Origin of the sequence: [Bacillus] caldolyticus (assembly GCF_003595605.1) — a bacterium.
GTDB lineage: Bacteria > Bacillota > Bacilli > Bacillales > Anoxybacillaceae > Geobacillus > Geobacillus thermoleovorans.
Map to the genome: position 1 here is coordinate 3186100 of NZ_CP025074.1, position 16659 is coordinate 3202758.

At 56.0% G+C, this 16659-nt stretch carries 16 protein-coding genes and 1 pseudogene; 12 read left to right on the forward strand and 5 right to left on the reverse strand.

The window, feature by feature from the left end:
* Positions 1 to 91 precede the first annotated feature (91 nt).
* The 5 genes from CWI35_RS16565 to CWI35_RS16585 all read left to right on the forward strand — a co-directional run bounded on the left by CWI35_RS16565 (position 92) and on the right by CWI35_RS16585 (position 5263).
* Positions 92 to 1435, forward strand: coding sequence for a dihydrolipoamide acetyltransferase family protein (locus CWI35_RS16565; protein ID WP_011231858.1), 1344 nt, complete (start codon positions 92 to 94; stop codon positions 1433 to 1435).
* A 119-nt stretch (positions 1436 to 1554) separates the two neighbouring features.
* Positions 1555 to 2532: a YncE family protein gene (locus CWI35_RS16570; RefSeq protein ID WP_047758052.1), complete on the forward strand. Its 978-nt coding sequence runs from the start codon at positions 1555 to 1557 to the stop codon at positions 2530 to 2532.
* Positions 2529 to 3203: a response regulator transcription factor gene (locus CWI35_RS16575; protein ID WP_011231856.1), complete on the forward strand. Its 675-nt coding sequence runs from the start codon at positions 2529 to 2531 to the stop codon at positions 3201 to 3203. Before CWI35_RS16570 ends, CWI35_RS16575 begins: the two co-directional genes overlap by 4 nt.
* 2 nt (positions 3204 to 3205) lie before the next feature.
* Positions 3206 to 4612 carry a sensor histidine kinase gene (locus CWI35_RS16580; RefSeq protein ID WP_011231855.1) on the forward strand — a complete coding sequence of 469 codons (1407 nt, stop codon included), beginning with the start codon at positions 3206 to 3208 and terminating at the stop codon, positions 4610 to 4612.
* A gap of 66 nt (positions 4613 to 4678) precedes the next feature.
* A complete protein-coding gene (locus CWI35_RS16585; protein WP_033845388.1) occupies positions 4679 to 5263 on the forward strand; it encodes a Uma2 family endonuclease in 585 nt (194 codons plus the stop codon).
* Positions 5264 to 5357: 94 nt separating this feature from the next.
* On the opposite strand, the pseudogene CWI35_RS18635 reads toward CWI35_RS16585, so the two are convergent.
* A pseudogene (locus CWI35_RS18635) lies at positions 5358 to 5496 on the reverse strand (type II toxin-antitoxin system HicB family antitoxin); the annotation flags it as partial.
* 186 nt (positions 5497 to 5682) lie between these two features.
* On the opposite strand from CWI35_RS18635, the gene CWI35_RS16595 reads away from it, so the two are divergent.
* From CWI35_RS16595 to CWI35_RS18640, 7 genes are all read left to right on the forward strand, one after another.
* Positions 5683 to 7731 carry a methylmalonyl-CoA mutase family protein gene (locus CWI35_RS16595; protein ID WP_119877933.1) on the forward strand — a complete coding sequence of 683 codons (2049 nt, stop codon included), beginning with the start codon at positions 5683 to 5685 and terminating at the stop codon, positions 7729 to 7731.
* A complete protein-coding gene (gene scpA / locus CWI35_RS16600; protein WP_014196299.1) occupies positions 7715 to 9910 on the forward strand; it encodes a methylmalonyl-CoA mutase in 2196 nt (731 codons plus the stop codon). The genes CWI35_RS16595 and scpA overlap by 17 nt, the downstream gene beginning before the upstream one ends.
* On the forward strand, positions 9907 to 11055 hold the full coding sequence (gene meaB, locus CWI35_RS16605) for a methylmalonyl Co-A mutase-associated GTPase MeaB (RefSeq protein ID WP_119877934.1): 1149 nt from the start codon (positions 9907 to 9909) through the stop codon (positions 11053 to 11055). The genes scpA and meaB overlap by 4 nt, the downstream gene beginning before the upstream one ends.
* 32 nt (positions 11056 to 11087) lie before the next feature.
* Positions 11088 to 11525 carry a BrxA/BrxB family bacilliredoxin gene (locus tag CWI35_RS16610; protein WP_020756259.1) on the forward strand — a complete coding sequence of 146 codons (438 nt, stop codon included), beginning with the start codon at positions 11088 to 11090 and terminating at the stop codon, positions 11523 to 11525.
* Positions 11526 to 11740: 215 nt separating this feature from the next.
* The gene (locus CWI35_RS16615) at positions 11741 to 12109 is read left to right on the forward strand and encodes an AbrB/MazE/SpoVT family DNA-binding domain-containing protein (protein ID WP_240432119.1); all 369 of its coding nucleotides are present in this window, start codon (positions 11741 to 11743) and stop codon (positions 12107 to 12109) included.
* Positions 12096 to 12434 carry a type II toxin-antitoxin system RelE/ParE family toxin gene (locus tag CWI35_RS16620; RefSeq protein ID WP_205536309.1) on the forward strand — a complete coding sequence of 113 codons (339 nt, stop codon included), beginning with the start codon at positions 12096 to 12098 and terminating at the stop codon, positions 12432 to 12434. The genes CWI35_RS16615 and CWI35_RS16620 overlap by 14 nt, the downstream gene beginning before the upstream one ends.
* Before the next feature lie 36 nt (positions 12435 to 12470).
* A complete protein-coding gene (locus CWI35_RS18640) occupies positions 12471 to 12626 on the forward strand; it encodes a hypothetical protein (RefSeq protein ID WP_231925957.1) in 156 nt (51 codons plus the stop codon).
* Positions 12627 to 12823: 197 nt separating this feature from the next.
* Here the strand turns inward: CWI35_RS18640 and CWI35_RS16635 are convergent, their stop codons facing one another.
* From CWI35_RS16635 to CWI35_RS16650, 4 genes are all read right to left on the reverse strand, one after another.
* The gene (locus CWI35_RS16635) at positions 12824 to 13456 is read right to left on the reverse strand and encodes a hypothetical protein (RefSeq protein WP_119877936.1); all 633 of its coding nucleotides are present in this window, start codon (positions 13454 to 13456) and stop codon (positions 12824 to 12826) included.
* Positions 13449 to 14315: an ATP-binding cassette domain-containing protein gene (locus CWI35_RS16640; protein WP_011230642.1), complete on the reverse strand. Its 867-nt coding sequence runs from the start codon at positions 14313 to 14315 to the stop codon at positions 13449 to 13451. The genes CWI35_RS16635 and CWI35_RS16640 overlap by 8 nt, the downstream gene beginning before the upstream one ends.
* Positions 14299 to 16317 (reverse strand): ABC transporter permease, encoded by a 2019-nt coding sequence (locus CWI35_RS16645; RefSeq protein ID WP_119877937.1) that lies wholly within the window; start codon positions 16315 to 16317, stop codon positions 14299 to 14301. The genes CWI35_RS16640 and CWI35_RS16645 overlap by 17 nt, the downstream gene beginning before the upstream one ends.
* Positions 16318 to 16429: 112 nt before the next feature.
* The gene (locus CWI35_RS16650) at positions 16430 to 16645 is read right to left on the reverse strand and encodes a hypothetical protein (protein WP_119877938.1); all 216 of its coding nucleotides are present in this window, start codon (positions 16643 to 16645) and stop codon (positions 16430 to 16432) included.
* Between the last annotated feature and the right edge of the window lie 14 nt (positions 16646 to 16659).

A 16659-nucleotide genomic window follows, 5' to 3' on the forward strand; every position in this document is an offset into this window, starting at 1 on the left:
ATTCCCCACAAACGCCGGCCTCGAAGCCAACCCTAGACGGCGTGGGGACGTCACGGCAAAGATATTGCAACAGAGATAGGAGGGTATCGATGTGGCCATCGAACAATTGACGATGCCTCAGCTCGGGGAAAGCGTCACGGAAGGCACGATCAGCAAATGGCTCGTTTCCCCGGGCGACAAAGTGAACAAATACGACCCGATCGCTGAAGTCATTACCGATAAAGTGAGCGCGGAAATTCCGTCGTCGTTTGCCGGCGTCATCCGCGAGCTGATCGCCAAAGAAGGGGAGACGCTCCCAGTCGGCGCGCCGATTTGCACGATCGAAGTCGAAGGCGCTGCACCGGCTTCGGAAGCGAAGCCGGCGGATGAAGCGCCGAAAGCAGAAGACAACGCCAAGCCAGCCGCTCCGAAAAAGGCCGGCCGGGCAAACAACGGCCGCTATTCGCCGGCCGTGCTCCGCTTGGCTCAGGAACACGGCATTGACCTCGAACAAGTCGAAGGCACCGGCCTTGGCGGGCGGGTGACGCGCAAAGATTTGCTGAAGCTCATTGAGTCTGGACAAATTCCGAAAGCGGGAGCGGCACCGGCGGCGGAACAAGCCGCGCCAAAAGCGGAACCGAGAACGGAACAACCGGCCACAGCCGCCGCAACCGTTCAACCGTCTGCCGCGGCCGCGCCAACCGCGCCGCAGGCAGCGCCGATCAAACCAGCGGCCCCGAACGTCGAAGCCGGAGCGGGCGACATCGAAATTCCGGTCACCCCGGTGCGCAAGGCGATTGCGGCGAACATGCTCCGCAGCAAACACGAAGCGCCGCACGCTTGGACGATGGTCGAAGTCGACGTCACCGATCTTGTCGCCTACCGCGATGCCATCAAAGACGAGTTCAGGCGGCGTGAAGGCTTCAATTTGACGTATTTCGCCTTCTTCGTCAAGGCGGTCGCCCAAGCGCTGAAAGAATTCCCGCAGTTGAACTCAGTGTGGGCGGGCGATAAGATCATTCAGCGCAAGGACATCAACATATCCATCGCTGTCGCGACGGATGACGCCTTGTTCGTGCCCGTCATCAAGCACGCCGATGAAAAAACGATCAAAGGCATCGCCCGCGAAATCGCTGAACTGGCGGCAAAAACGCGCGCCGGCAAACTGCGCCCGGAAGACATGCAGGGCGGCACGTTCACCGTCAACAACACCGGCGCGTTCGGCTCGGTGCAGTCGATGGGCATTATCAACTACCCGCAAGCGGCCATTTTGCAAGTGGAAACGATCGTCAAACGTCCGGTCGTCAAAAACGGCATGATCGCCATCCGCGACATGGTCAACTTATGCTTGTCGCTCGACCACCGCGTCTTGGACGGCCTCATTTGCGGCCGCTTCCTCGCCCGCGTCAAAGCGATTTTGGAAAACATGAACAAAGACAACACGCCGATTTATTAACGATTCCCCCATCGCCATCGGTTGGCGGTGGGGGTTTTTGCGTGGCGCGATTTCAAACTTCTTTCACAAATGTGATGTATAATGAGGACAGAAACGAACGTGCGAAGGAGAAAAACGAGATGAAACGAGCGAGCGTATGGATGTTGTTGTGTTGCTTCTTTCTGCTAAGCGGCTGCGCCAATCCGTCGTTTCCCCCGGTGGCCGATTCGCTTTCTGTCGTCATCAGCCTCGATGTCAAAGCGGAAACGGTCACCTTTTTGAACGCGGAAAATGGCGGCAAGATCGCCCGTTGGAACATCAACGAACCGTTTCAAGGCGGGGCGTTGAGCTCGGACGGCCGGACGCTTCTTTTGTACGGGCGGGATCTTGACGGCGTCTATCGGTACGATCTCGCGACCGGGAAGCTGCTTGGCGAATGGAAAATAGGAAGCGGCATTGTGAGCGCTGCTCCATCTCCGGATGGCCGCACGTGGTTTTTTGGCGACAGCACCCATCACGCGGTGCGCGTTGTGAGCCGGGACGGGAAAGAGATCGCCCGCCTTTCGGTCGGACGCTCCCCGATGACGCTGCTTGTCAATCGCCAGGGAACGGAGCTGTATGCCATCGACTTTCAAGACGGCCGCGCCTTTGTCATTGATGCAAGCCGCCTCCGTGTCATTCGCTCATTTTCTGTGCCGAAGATGGCGTTAGGCGGATTGATGCGCGAGCGGCAAGGGGAGCTGTGGGTCGGCGGACACGGAAGCGGAAACAAGGTGGAGAAGAATGTTCACGTCTATTCGCTTCAAGACGGCCGCTTGTTGCGGACGATTGCCGCCCCGATCATGCCGGTTGATTTTGTCGAAACAGGCCGCGGCGTGTTTGTGCTAAGCCACGGTTCGAACACGATCTATCAGTTTTCAAAAGAAGGAAAAAAACTCGCTTCGGCGTCTGTCGGCGCCAATCCGTTTGCCATGGAAGCGGCAGGAAGCCGTTTGTATATTGCGAGTTATGACAGCGATGAAATCATCGTGGTCGATGAGGCGACGCTGCGTCCGCTTGCCCGTTGGAAGACGGGAGACGGCCCGCTGCAGCTATTCATTCGGGAGGGACGAACATGAGCGAACGAACCGTTTTAATCGTCGATGATGAAGAAGAAATGCGCCTGCTCGTTGGCATGTATTTGGAAAACGCCGGCTTTCGTTGCCTCGAAGCAGGGGACGGGGAAGAAGCGCTGGTGCTGCTTTCGCAACATCCGGTTGATGCCGTGCTGTTGGACGTCATGATGCCAAAACAGGACGGATTCGCCGTCTGCGCCCGCATCCGCGAGCAGTCGGACGTGCCGATTTTGTTTTTGACCGCGCTTGGCGAAGAATGGGATAAAGTGAAAGGATTGAAGCTTGGCGGCGACGATTACATCGTCAAACCGTTCAGCCCAGGAGAGCTCATCGCCCGCCTTGAGGCGGTGTTGCGCCGGGTGCAGCGCGTCCGCGAGAATGACGGCCGGCTGCAATTTGGCGACCTTGCCATCGACGAAAAAGGACGAACCGTGACCGTTGGCGGCGAGGCGGTGAAGCTGACGTTGAAGGAGTTTGAGCTGCTGCTGTTTTTGGCAAAACACCGCGGCCAGGTGTTCAGCCGCGACGATTTGCTCGTCAAAGTGTGGGGATATGATTATACAGGAAACGCCCGCACGGTCGATACGCATGTGAAAACGCTGCGCATGAAGCTGAAAGACGCCGCCCGCCACATCCAAACCGTATGGGGCATCGGCTACAAGTTTGAGGGATGAACATGAAACGGCTTCGGTTAGGACAAAAACTATGGCTGGCGATCGGCGCCGCGGTCGTGGCGACGCTGGCGTTTTCCTTTGGCCTTCTGAATTATTTTTACCGGACGGTGTACATGAAAGAAGTTGAGCGAACGTTGATCGCGGAAGGGACGAGCCTCGCCCGCGACTATCGCGGCGGGGCGGTGACGGAGGCATATCGCCGTCAAATCGAATGGTATGACGAAAAATCAACGGCCACGATCTTGTTGATCGACAACCCGCGCGAACTGAGCGCCTGCTTTCCGTTTCCGGTCCACTATGACGCGTTAGTCAGCGGCCGCGACCGGGAAACGCTGTTAGCCGGGAAGCCTGTTGTCAAAACGGGATACGAAAAGCGGTTCGGCCGCCGCGTGATGGCGGTCGTCGTTCCGCTTTTGGACGGCAAGCGGCTTGAAGGAGCGATTTACTTGTATTTGCCGTTAGCCGACGTTCAGGAAGCAACGAAGCGGGCGGCCGCCGCGTTTTGGCCGTTGGCCGCCATATTCGCCGCCGCGCTTTTGGTTGTCGGCCGACGGATGGTGCGGCAGATGACCGAGCCGCTCCAAGCGATGGAACAAGCGGCAGAACGCATGGCGGAAGGACGCTACGAAGCGGACATCCCCGTGCGGAGCGATGATGAAATCGGCCGCCTGGCGGAGGCGTTCAACCAAATGGCGGACGCCATTGCTAAAGAAGACGAGCGGAAACGCGAGTTCTTAGCGAACGTCTCGCATGAGCTGCGCACGCCGCTCAGCTATATGAAAGGATACAGCGAAGCACTCCTTGCTGGCCTCGCGAAAACGAAGGAAGAAGAAAAGGCGTACCTTCGCCTTATCCACCGCGAAACGGAGCGGATGGAGCGGCTGGTGCGCGATCTTCTTGACCTGGCGCGCCTTGAAGGGCAAAGCGTGCCGCTCGAGCGCGCGCCGGTGGCGTTTGCCCAAGTGATCGAAGATGTCATCGCCACGTACGAACCGATCGCCTCGCAAAAGCGGATCGAGTTGGCGTGCGAGTTGGACTATGACATCATCGTCAACGGCGACGCCGACCGGCTCGAACAAGTCGTGCGCAACTTGCTTGACAACGCCATCCGCTACACCCCGGAAGGCGGCGCGGTGACGGTGCGGCTTTCCCGCTTGTCGGAAGCGGAAGGCGAGCTTGTCATCCAAGACACGGGAAAAGGCATTCCGAAAGACCAGCTCCCGCTTCTCGGCCAGCGCTTTTTCCGCGTCGACCGCGCCCGCACCCGCAAAGAAGGCGGCACCGGCTTGGGGCTTGCCATCGTCAAACAAATCGTCTCTCTTCATGACGGCGCGATTTGGTTCGACAGCGACCTTGGACGCGGGATGACCGTATTCGTCCGCCTGCCGCTCGTTCGGGAAGAGGAATAAACATCGTTCAAGACACAGGAATGGATGATGTATAATCAATATAAAATTAGGAGGCAGGTGGAGGATATGGGTTCACCAGAAAAGGAACAGGCCCCTATGACCTACAAAGAGTATGCGACATGGCCGGAAGGAAAACGGTGCGAGGTCTTGGACGGGAACATCATTAGCGTGGCGCCGTCGCCGACACCGGAACATCAATCAGTTTCGCTCCAACTTTCCATTGAATTCGGGATGCATCTTCGTGGGAAGGATTGCCGCGTGTTGGCCGCCCCGATCGATGTGTATCTTTTCGAAGATCATCGAAAGGGATGGATGGATGAAAACGTCCGAAACTGGGTATGCCCCGATCTTGTCGTCATCTGCGACAAAAACAAAATTCAAAAAAACCGCATTGTCGGGGCTCCGGATTTGGTCGTCGAGATCTTGTCCCCCGCCACCGCCAAAATCGACCGGATGGACAAACGGATCGCGTACGAGCGGGCCGGGGTGAAGGAATATTGGATCGTTGACCCGGCGAATCAAGTGGTGGAAGTGTATTTGCGCGGAAAAACAGGAAGATTGGAACTTCATGGAGTGTACAACCGGGATGACGCCGTTTTGGTTCATGTATTGAAGGATTTCGTGATCGATTTGCGAAACATTTTCCAATGAATAAATGGCAGTTGAGATTTTCGCTAAGCGGTGATTTGGAGGGGGACGAGGGAGCATCGTCCAAGAGAGCATGCAACAACGCCCTCTTCCTTTCATGTTTTTTCAGGGCTTCTTGGAGGATTTGTGAATCGTTGAGATGGTGTTGTTTCGCCAAGTCATCGAGCCATTTCGGGATCGTTCATGTTTTTTTTTTTGACCGCTTTGTTTTCCATTTCATGGCGAAATGGTGGCATCAGCAAGTTGTTTGCCTTTTTGTTCATTGCCCAAACGCGGCCGATGTACTACAATAAACATAGAAACCGTTTTTTCCCACACGAAGCGTCATCAGCGCTTCGTTCTGAGCAGACGGGTTCGAGAGGGAAAGGTGCGGCTTGAAAAGAAAGCGGTTTCTTATGTCTGGAAGGCAAAGGGGGATCGGAATGAGCGATGTCGCAAAGATGAAGGAAGCGGCGTTTCCGGCTCCGACGGTGGAGGAGTGGGAGCGGGAAGCGGAAAAGTCGCTGAAAGGCAAGCCGCTCGAGCGGCTTGTATCGATGACGTACGAAAACATTGCGGTCAAACCGCTCTATACGCGCCGCGATGTGGAGGCGCTCGGCCCGCTTGAGCAGTACCCGGGCTTTGGCCGCTATGTGCGTGGGGCGCGGCCGAAAGGGTATCGGGGCGAGCCGTGGAAGGTGAGCCAGGAGATTTCGGCAGCGAGCCCGTCCGACTGGAACGAGGCAGTGAAGCACGACTTGGAGCGGGGGCAGACGGAAATCCATCTTGCCCTTGGCCGGCTGCCGTTTGCCGTCGAGTCGGTTGATGATGTGGCGGCGATGTTGGATGGCGTGCCGCTGGACCGCTATTCGCTCCGTGTGGACGCCGGGGCGCGGTCGCTTTCGTTTTTGGCGCTGTTGGCCGCTTATTTAGAGGAACGGGGCGTCCCGCTATCGAGCGTACGGGGCGCGATCGGCATGGATCCGCTCGGAGCGTGGGCGGAGCAGGGGACGCTCCCGTGTTCGCTTGAGCGGCTGTATGATGAAATGGCGGAAGCAACGAAGTGGGCGAAGGAACAGATGCCTGCCGTTCGCACGATTTTGGTGCGCGGCGAGCCGTACCATAACGGCGGGGCGAACGCCGTGCAGGAGCTCGCGTTTTCGTTGGCGGCAGCCGTCGAGTACATCCGCGCCGGGTTGGACCGGGGCTTGACGGTTGATGACATCGCGACAAGGATGCAAGTGTCGCTCGCCGTCGGAGCCGACTTTTTCATGGAAATCGCCAAGCTGCGGGCGGCGCGGCGGTTGTTTGCGCAAGTGATCGAAGCGTTTGGCGGCGGTGAATCAGCAAGGCGGATCGAGCTGCATGTGCGCACGTCGCCCTTTACGAAAACGGTGTACGACCCGTATGTGAACATGCTCCGAGCGGCGGCGGAAGCGTTTGCGGCCGTTGTCGGCGGCGCCGATGGCGTGCACGTGTCGCCGTTTGACGAGGCGCTCGGACTCGCTGATGAGTTTTCGCGGCGCATCGCCCGCAACACGCAGCTCATTTTGCTCGAAGAGGCGCATGTGGCGAACGTCATCGATCCGGCGGGCGGCTCGTATTATGTGGAAACGTTGACCGCCAAGCTCGCCGAAGAAGCGTGGAAGCTGTTCCAGCGTGTGGAGGAAAAAGGCGGCATGGCGAAGGCGCTCGAAGACGGCTTCGTGCAGACGGAAGTGGAAGCGGTCGCCAAGCGGCGGCTGGATCGTGTCAAGACGCGGAAGGAAAAAATCGTTGGCACGAACGTGTACGCCAATTTGGAGGAAACGCCGGTCGAAAAACCGAAGCAAGACGCAGCGAACGTGGCGCTGCCGCTGGATGAAAAGCGGGTGGCCGATATTCGCGCCTCGCTCGCGGGCGGGAAGTGGATGGAAGCGGCGATTCGTGCGGCCTGCCGTCGAGCAACCGCTCGGGAGATCGCGGCGGCGTTGGTCGATGGGAACGCGGTTGTTGCCATCACGCCGATTCGGGCATGGCGCTTGGCCGAGCCGTTTGAGCAGCTGCGGAAGGCAGCCGAGGAGCATGCCGAACGCACAGGAAGCAGGCTTTCCGTTCACTTGATCAATATCGGGCCGCTTGTCCGTCATCAAGCGCGCGCCGATTTCATCGCCGGGCTGTTTGCGGCCGGCGGGGTGGCGGCTGAGCGGAGCGATGGCTTTGCCTCGGTCGCGGAAGCGGTCGAATGGGTGCGGAACACGAACGGGACGCATTATATCGTGTGCGGCGCCGATGACGATTACCCGGCGTTCGTTCCAGCGTTGGCTGAGGCGTTCAAGCAAGCCAAGCCGAACGCGAAGCTGTATGTCGCCGGAAAGCCGCCGGAAGAGCTTGAGAGAACGTACGCGGACGCGGGCGTGGACGGATCGATTCATCTCGGTTCGAACGCGTACGATGTGATCGTGGCGTTTCTAACGGAAAGAGGGGTGGCGCTTGATGGCGAAGTACGTTGATTTTACCAACATGACGCTTTCCGACGCAACGGCCGATGTGGATGAGAAACAGTGGAGAGACGCGGTGGAGCGGCGCGTGCAAGCGTCGATCGATGAGCTGTTGTTTCAGACGAACGAACACATTGCGGTGAAGCCGCTTTATACAAAGGAAGACATCGATGGGCTCGATTTTCTTGATTATATGCCCGGCTTGCCGCCGTACTTGCGCGGGCCGTACCCGACGATGTACGTCGTGCGGCCGTGGACGATCCGCCAATACGCCGGCTTTTCGACCGCCGAGGAGAGCAACGCCTTTTACCGGCGCAACTTGGCGATGGGGCAAAAAGGGCTGTCGGTTGCTTTTGACTTGGCGACGCACCGCGGCTATGACTCCGACCATCCGCGCGTCGTCGGCGACGTCGGCAAAGCGGGGGTGGCCATCGACTCGGTGCTCGATATGAAAATTTTGTTTGACGGCATCCCGCTCGACCAAATGTCAGTGTCGATGACGATGAACGGGGCGGTGCTCCCGATTATGGCGTTTTACATCGTCACCGCCGAAGAGCAGGGAGTGACGCAAGACAAGCTGTCCGGCACGATCCAAAACGATATTTTGAAAGAATATATGGTGCGCAACACGTACATTTATCCACCGGAGATGTCGATGCGCATCATCGCCGACATTTTCGCCTATACGGCCAAATACATGCCAAAATTCAACAGCATCAGTATTTCCGGCTACCATATGCAAGAAGCCGGGGCGCCGGCCGATTTGGAGCTGGCGTACACGCTCGCTGACGGGCTTGAGTACGTGCGCACCGGCTTGAAAGCCGGCATTGACATCGACTCGTTCGCGCCGAGGCTGTCGTTTTTCTGGGCGATCGGCATGAACTACTTTATGGAAGTGGCGAAACTGCGGGCCGCGCGCCTCATGTGGGCGAAAATGATGAAAACGTTCAATCCGAAAAATCCAAAATCGCTCGCTCTAAGGACGCATTCGCAAACGTCGGGCTGGAGCTTGACCGAGCAAGATCCGTTCAACAACGTCGTGCGCACGCTCATCGAGGCGCACGCGGCGGCGATGGGGCATACGCAGTCGCTCCATACGAACGCCTTGGATGAAGCGATCGCCTTGCCGACCGACTTCTCGGCGCGCATCGCCCGCAATACGCAGCTGTACTTGCAGGAAGAAACCGGCATTTGTCGGACGATCGACCCGTGGGCCGGTTCGTATTACGTCGAGACGTTGACGAACGAGTTGATGAAGCGGGCGTGGGCGCATATCGAAGAAATCGAAAGCTTAGGCGGGATGGCGAAAGCCATTGAAACCGGCATCCCGAAAATGCGCATCGAAGAAGCGGCGGCCCGCCGCCAAGCGCGCATCGATTCAGGAGCGGAAACGATCATCGGCGTCAATAAATACCGCCCGGAAAAAGAAGAGCCGATCGACATTTTGGAAGTCGACAACACCGCCGTGCGCCAGCGGCAAATCGAGCGGCTGAACGAGCTAAAGGCGACGCGCGACAACGAGCAGGTCGAAGCGGCGCTTGACGCCATCACAAAAGCGGCGGAAACGGGCGAGGGGAATTTGCTCGAGCTTGCCGTCCAAGCGGCGCGCGTCCGGGCGACGCTCGGGGAAATTTCGTACGCGATCGAAAAAGTGGCGAGCCGCCATCGCGCCGCCATCCGCTCGATCAGCGGCGTTTACAGCTCGGAATACAAAAACGAAGCGCAGCTCGAGCGGGTGAAGCGACGGGTTGAGCAGTTCGCCGAACTCGAAGGACGCCGCCCGCGCATCTTGATCGCGAAAATGGGGCAGGACGGCCATGACCGCGGGGCGAAAGTCATCGCCACGGCGTTTGCTGATTTAGGGTTTGACGTCGACATCGGCCCGCTCTTCCAGACGCCGGAAGAAACGGCGCGCCAGGCGGTCGAAAACGATGTGCACGCCGTCGGCATCAGTTCGCTCGCCGGAGGGCATAAAACGCTTGTGCCGCAGCTCGTCGAGGAGCTTGAAAAACTTGGCCGCGATGATATTTTGGTCGTCGTCGGCGGCGTCATTCCGCCGCAAGACTACGCGTTTTTGTATGAGCACGGCGCCGCCGCCATTTTCGGACCGGGCACGGTCATTCCGGAAGCGGCGGAAAAAGTGTTGGATGAAATTTACGCCCGGCTTGGCTATGAGGAAGTGAACCAATGAACGGCGAAGAGAAACGGCGGGAACAGGCAAGCGGCCAGAGCGCAGTTTCGGACGGACAGCCGCGGCGCCCGGAATGGGCGGACGGCAATGGTCTGTCGTCGTACGTGCAAGCCGAGCGCCCACCTGCGCCGAAGCGGCTCGTGCGGCGAAAAGAACGATCGGTTAAAGAATACGTCCAAGGAGTGCTCGCCGGCGACCGCACCATTTTGGCGCAGGCGATTACGCTTGTCGAAAGCAATGCGGCCAGGCATATGGATCTCGCCCAGCAAGTGCTCAATGAACTGCTTCCGCACGTCGGCCGCTCGATTCGCATCGGCATCACCGGCGTGCCGGGGGCGGGAAAAAGCACGTTCATTGAAGCGTTTGGCACGTTTTTGTGCGAGCAGGGCCATCGCGTCGCCGTCTTGGCCGTCGACCCGACGAGTTCGTTGACCGGCGGCAGCATCCTCGGCGACAAAACGCGAATGGAGGCGCTCGCCCGCAATCCGCTTGCTTTCATCCGTCCGTCCCCATCGGGCGGGGCGCTTGGCGGCGTACACCGAAAAACGCGCGAGACGATGATGCTGTGCGAGGCGGCCGGCTATGACATCATCCTCGTCGAGACGGTCGGCGTCGGGCAAAGCGAGTTTGTCGTCCGAGGGATGGTTGACTTTTTCTTGTTGCTCGCCTTAACCGGCGCCGGCGACGAGCTGCAAGGCATGAAGCGCGGCATCATGGAGCTGGTCGACGCCATCGTCATCAACAAGGCGGACGGCGATAATAAAGAAAAAGCGCGGATGGCGCAAAAAGAATACAACCAGTTTCTCCATTACCTCCGCCCGGCCACGCCCGGCTGGGAGACGAAAGCGTACACATGCTCGGCGCTTTTGGGAGAAGGGATCGCCGACATGTGGCGCGTCATTCAAACGTTTGTCGAAACGACGAAGCAATCCGGCGTCTTTTTCGACCGCCGCCGCCAGCAGCAAAAAGACTGGATGCACGCCATGATCAAAGAATATGTGGAAACGCGCTTTTTTGCCGATCCGGTCGTGAAAGAGAAGCTTCCGATGCTCGAGAACAGCGTCATTTCCGGCGCCAAGCCGGTCACCGCCGCCGTCCGCGAGCTGATTGAAGCATACGAACGGAGCCTCGGCGGCGAAGTATGATATGATAAAGGCAAACCGAAGGAGGTGTTGAGATGTTCCAATTTCAATTTCCGCTCTATCACGACATCGTCGAACAAGCGCGGCGCGAAGCGGTCGAAGCCGGATTTGAAGAACTGCGCACGCCGGAAGACGTCGATGCGGCATTCCGCCGTCCGGGCACAACGCTTGTCCTCATCAACTCGGTGTGCGGCTGCGCCGGCGGCATCGCCCGTCCGGCAGCGGCCCACGCGGTTCATTACGACAAGCGCCCGGACCATTTGGTGACCGTCTTTGCCGGCCAAGACAAAGAAGCAACCGCCCGCGCGCGCGAATATTTTGTCGGCGAGCCGCCATCCTCGCCGTCGTTCGCCTTGTTAAAAGACGGGAAATTGTGCGCCATGCTGCACCGACACGACATCGAAGGGCACGAACCGGTCGCCGTCGTGCAAAAGCTGCAGGCGCTGTTCGATGAATATTGTGAGGAAGTGTGAGTGCAAACACCCGAAGCCTTCTTTGGCTTCGGGTATTTGTATGATTGGTGGAGATGATGTTCATGAACATTGGACAAAAGCAGGGGCCAATCATTGTGTTTGCTTTCGCCCCATGCTATGATCATTAGTAAAGAAACCAAGAAATTTGGTTATTTTTTTAGAAGGAGGGGAATAATATGGTACCATCAGATTCGATGACAAAGGAGAAGGCACCGATGGACAAACTCCCAGATGACAAGAAAAAACGTGTGAAGCGCATTGCTGTATCAAGTAAAAAACAAATTACAATCCCAAAAGATTTTTATGAGCAATTAGGAATTGGAAACGAGGTGTTAATTGAGTTAGCGGATAATAAGTTAATTATTCATCCGATTCATGAGGACCACTTTGACTTTTCCGATCTGATTTTAAAAGACTTGATCGAAGAAGGATATACAGGCGAAGAACTATACAAAGAATTTGTATATCGTAAATCGCAAATTGCCCCTGCATTCAACGCGATGATTTCTGAGGAAAGACCGAAGGCAAAAACGTATACGGCGGATACGTTAGAGGAGTTATTCGGCGAAGATGATGAACAATAATCGGCTGCAATTGCTTCCGAAAGCAGAAAAAGCCATTAAAAAATTGACAAAAAAGGATGCAGCTCTGAAGCAGCGTTTGATCGAAGCCTTGCGGCAGATTCTTACCGATCCCGCCGAAGCAGGGGAAGCGAAAACAGGAGATTTGGCAGGAGTTTATGGGTATGACATTTATCATCAAGGGGTCAATTACGAAATTGCTTATTTCATCGATCAGGATGACAGCGGATATGTTGTGGTCGTGGTTTTGGTGGGAACGCGTGAAAATTTTTACGAAGAGTTGAAGCGTTATATAAAGACGAATCGAGCGCCGTTTTCAAAGGAATAGATCTATTTAAGACAATGGCTAAAGGAGAACGGTGGCATGGATGAGCGGGAATTGATTAGACTATCGCACCAGCATGCGTTTGGGTTGTTGCTTCATTTGAAAAACGTCATTGCCGCGTCGAAGCAAGTGGCGGAGTATATTGACGACATCGTCGACATTTACTCGTGTGACGTGCTTTTTTCGACGCGCTGAACGAAGCGATCAGGCGCGAAATCAAGCGCGATGGGAAAACGATTTATGAGAAAGCCTGCTCATGAACCGTGCCTCTTTTTTGTGTCTAGGACGGTCTGTCCCACATTACTGGGATGAGGTGAGGGCGGATGGGTGCGTCCAATGAACGGAGACCACACCAACAAGCCCCCACATTCCTCGTTGGGTTCCGCCCCCGTTTACCAAAACTCGCGGCCGATCAACATCACCGAGATCACAATGCCCGCCCCCAGCCACAGTATGGGGAGAAGGAGAGACAACGAGTCGGCCGGCGCTTGAAACAAAAACAGATGCGGCCACGGCATGAACGTCCCTTGTGTCGCGACTTCCATAAATGTATAGACCGCGATGACCGACAAGGCGACATCCAGGCTGCGGAAGACGCATAACATGGCAAGTCCAATCAACTGGTAAAACGAAAACAGCAGAAACAGGTGCACCAACACGGGTGCGGTGAGAAACATCGTTCCATGAATCCATATGACCGCCGCGACAAGAAGAACGATGCATCCCCCATGCAAAACAGCATAGCGAACCAAGTCGAAGACGACCGTTTTTCGGTAATGCCATAACAGCGCTTCTTTCGCCCCTTCGTCGTACAAATGGCGGTACAAAAAGACGAGATGCCATCCGGCGATCGGCACGGCAATGCCTTGGATGACGGTGTACGGCAAAAACGGTTCGTCGGAGCGGGCGGACAAGATCCCCATCAACCCGACGCACAGCCCATAGATGAGAAACGGAAACCAGTACAATCGGCCGAGCAAGCGGCGGTCAAAAGAAAAATGATGGGCGATCGTCTTTTTATCCATGCGCTTCCGCCTCTTTCAACAACGCCAAATATCCGTCCATCAGCCGCGGGGCGACGCGCCGACCGATCGGCTCTTCGGACAAGACGCGCACGACGACGTGGGAAGGCTCTTCGCTCATTTGCACGACTTCGTTGGTGGCCATGATCGAGTCGAGTTCCGCAAACGGCACCTCCAACTCATACGTATAAGGGGCGGCTTTTTGCTTGAGCTCGTCCGGGCTGCCTTCAAACAGCACCGTGCCGCGGTCCAACACCCCGATTTTGGTGCACAGAAATTCAATGTCCTCGACAAGATGCGAAGAGATGACGATCGTATGATCGTGCCCCAGCCGCTTCAACAAATTGCGAAACCGTACGCGCTCACGGATGTCAAGCCCGGCCGTCGGCTCGTCAAACAGGAGGATGGACGGCTCCCGAAGCAGCAGCATGGCAATGCCCACCCGCCGCCGCATGCCGCCGGACAGCTCGCGCATTTTTTTGTTGATGTGCGAAGACAAGTTGACTTGTTCGATGACCTTCTCGATTTTGGATCGGCAGGCGGCGGGATGTTCACCTTGCAAGACAGCGAGATGCTCAAGCACTTCATACATCGTCAGCTCCGGGTACATCATAAACTCTTGCGGCAAATAGCCGATCTCGTTTACCCGTTTTACTCTCGTGCCGGTGCTGATCCGTTCCTCCCCCAGCAACACCTGTCCGGCATTGAACTCCAACAGTCCGGCCACAATGCGCATCAACGTCGTCTTGCCAGCGCCGTTTGGTCCCAGCAAGCCGTACACGCCGGAGAGGGTGAGGGAGACATCGGATAAAATCGGCTTCTTTTTCACGATTTTCGTCAATCCTTCAATGACGACCGCCAACGCCGTTCACCTCCTGCATCATCTCAAAGATGCGGTCCCATGTCCAACCGTCATCCATGTTCGCATACCATGTCCGCAAACATTGTTGTTTTTGGTCGACATCCAGCGGCTGAAACGCTTGATAAATGGCTTCAATTTGCTTCTTGACGGATGACGGCTGCGACTCGAACCACTCACTTTTGGAGCTCCAGTCGATCACCGAAAGGCCTTGTTTTTGCATCAACCAGCGGGTGGCCAGCGAAATCCACTCGTTGTACATGATCCGCGATCCTTTCGGCGGTACGGAAAGCCGAAGTATTTTTTCGTAAAAATTTTGTTCCATAATATATTGATCGATCCCATATAAGTCATTTGTGTTATATACAAGATGATCGTTTGCGAGAAAGGAGGACAGTCCGAAACTAGAGAAGACAATCTTGTTCGGCAACGATGAAACCGCCGTTGATGCGATTTGTTGTACATGACGGAATGTTTTTTCCATCTGGTGGATGACCGTCGGCGCCCGTTCCGCCATGTGCGGCCAATCGGCCGGGTAGGTGATCTCATATCCTTGATCGACGAGTTGATGCCCTTGCCCTTTGATCAAGGTGACCGCTTGCGCCTTCCCTCGGTAAACCGTCCCCCGCTTTGGCACATTGCAAAACAGCACATCGCCGTCCACGTTCAAGGTAAAGGTGTACGTTTCATTCGGAACGAATTGATCGGTGAACGCCCCATCCCAAGCTCTCGTTCCCGCCACCTGATATTCATAAGCCTGATACATGTGCGAAGCTCTCCTTTTCGGATACCACGCTCGATCAGCCAACAGAACGATACGGCCATTGGTGTACGGGATGAGAGCTGTATCGACGATCTCATACGAAAACGTGAGCGTCGAGGTGCGTTTCGGCAGCCACACGGTCACGAGATCGCCGTTTCTTGTAAACTTGACGGGCTGATGGTCCGCTTCAATCGAGTGGAGCGGATACAAATGGTACAGTTGAAACGTGGGCCGGTTCGTTTCCAACTGGGACAAGGCCACGCGCACGACCGCGCGCGATCCATGCAAGGAAATGTCATACGACTGGATACGGTAGCGCAAATCGGCTTTGATGGTTTGCGGCATTCGACGGTACTCCTCGAGTTCGGTCGTCTGATCGGCCCGAGTGAACGCCTTGGTGTTCGTTTGCAAGGAGTGGTAGGCGGTTAGGACGATCAGAAACGGGAAGACGAGAAATGCTTTCAAGACGGCGTTTCGCTCCTTTCTCGTCTGCGTAAAGCGGATCGACGACAACAACGCCAACCCGACAAGGGAAAGAAACCACGCGGCCCATTTCCATTCCCCGCCGCGGTCGACCTCAAACCCGATGTAGGAATCATACGCTCGTTGAATCGCGTGTTTTCCGATAAACAGCAGCGACGCCCAGTCGCGGGCATGAACAGTTTTGGACAGATCGATGAACAGCTCCGTCGTCATCGGGCCGGTCAGGATCCATACAAGCAACATAGCGAAAAAACTGGCCTTTTTCGTTTCCAACAGCAGCGCGATGATGACGCCGTACAGAACGGTGAGCACGAGCGGTCCAAACTGGTAGACGGCGAGAAACCGAAGCAGCGACCAATACAGATCCGAAGGCTCCACCCCAACGAAGAGATACACGAGTGAAAAAACGCCGCAGCTCATCATCAGCATGATCCCTTGGCACAGCGCATGAACCGCCAGCAAGGCGCTCATTTTCTCCAGCAAAATCCGGTAGCCGTCGGCGAACCATGACGAAACGCCGTAACGAAGTTCGTTGGAGTAGAGAAGGTAGAACCATACGATGTAAAAGAGCGAAACGATTTGAACAAGCATGAACACTTCATGAGGGATATCCCCATAACTCTCCATATTGTACGGATCGGTAAAAAATAGTGTAAACCGTACGGCCAGCAAAAGAAAAAACGAGAAACTAGCACCAATGTATAACTTGCTTTTCAACAATCGTTTCCAATAAAAAACAAACAGCCATTTCCACCTCATCGCCGATCAACCGCTTTCTTTCCAAGAAGTTGACAAAAGAAAAAATGCGGTCAGGGACCGCTTTATTTTTTACGCGTATCCCTGACTCCTTTATCATCCGGATTCGGCATCGTTATTTGACCGTAATGGTCACGTATCCTCTTGAACCAACCGTTTGACCAACAATTTGGCCATAATATTTATCGCCTTCTTGTTGTGTAAAATTGCGCGTTTCTTCTTGCCTAGGATTGAGCCAGTTGGTGGAGGCGACGACGCTGTCGGGCCACCAATCAATCGATTTGTAAGCATAGCCTCTCGTTTGGGTGGGGAAGCCGTTATTTGCGGCCAAACGTCAATGATCCC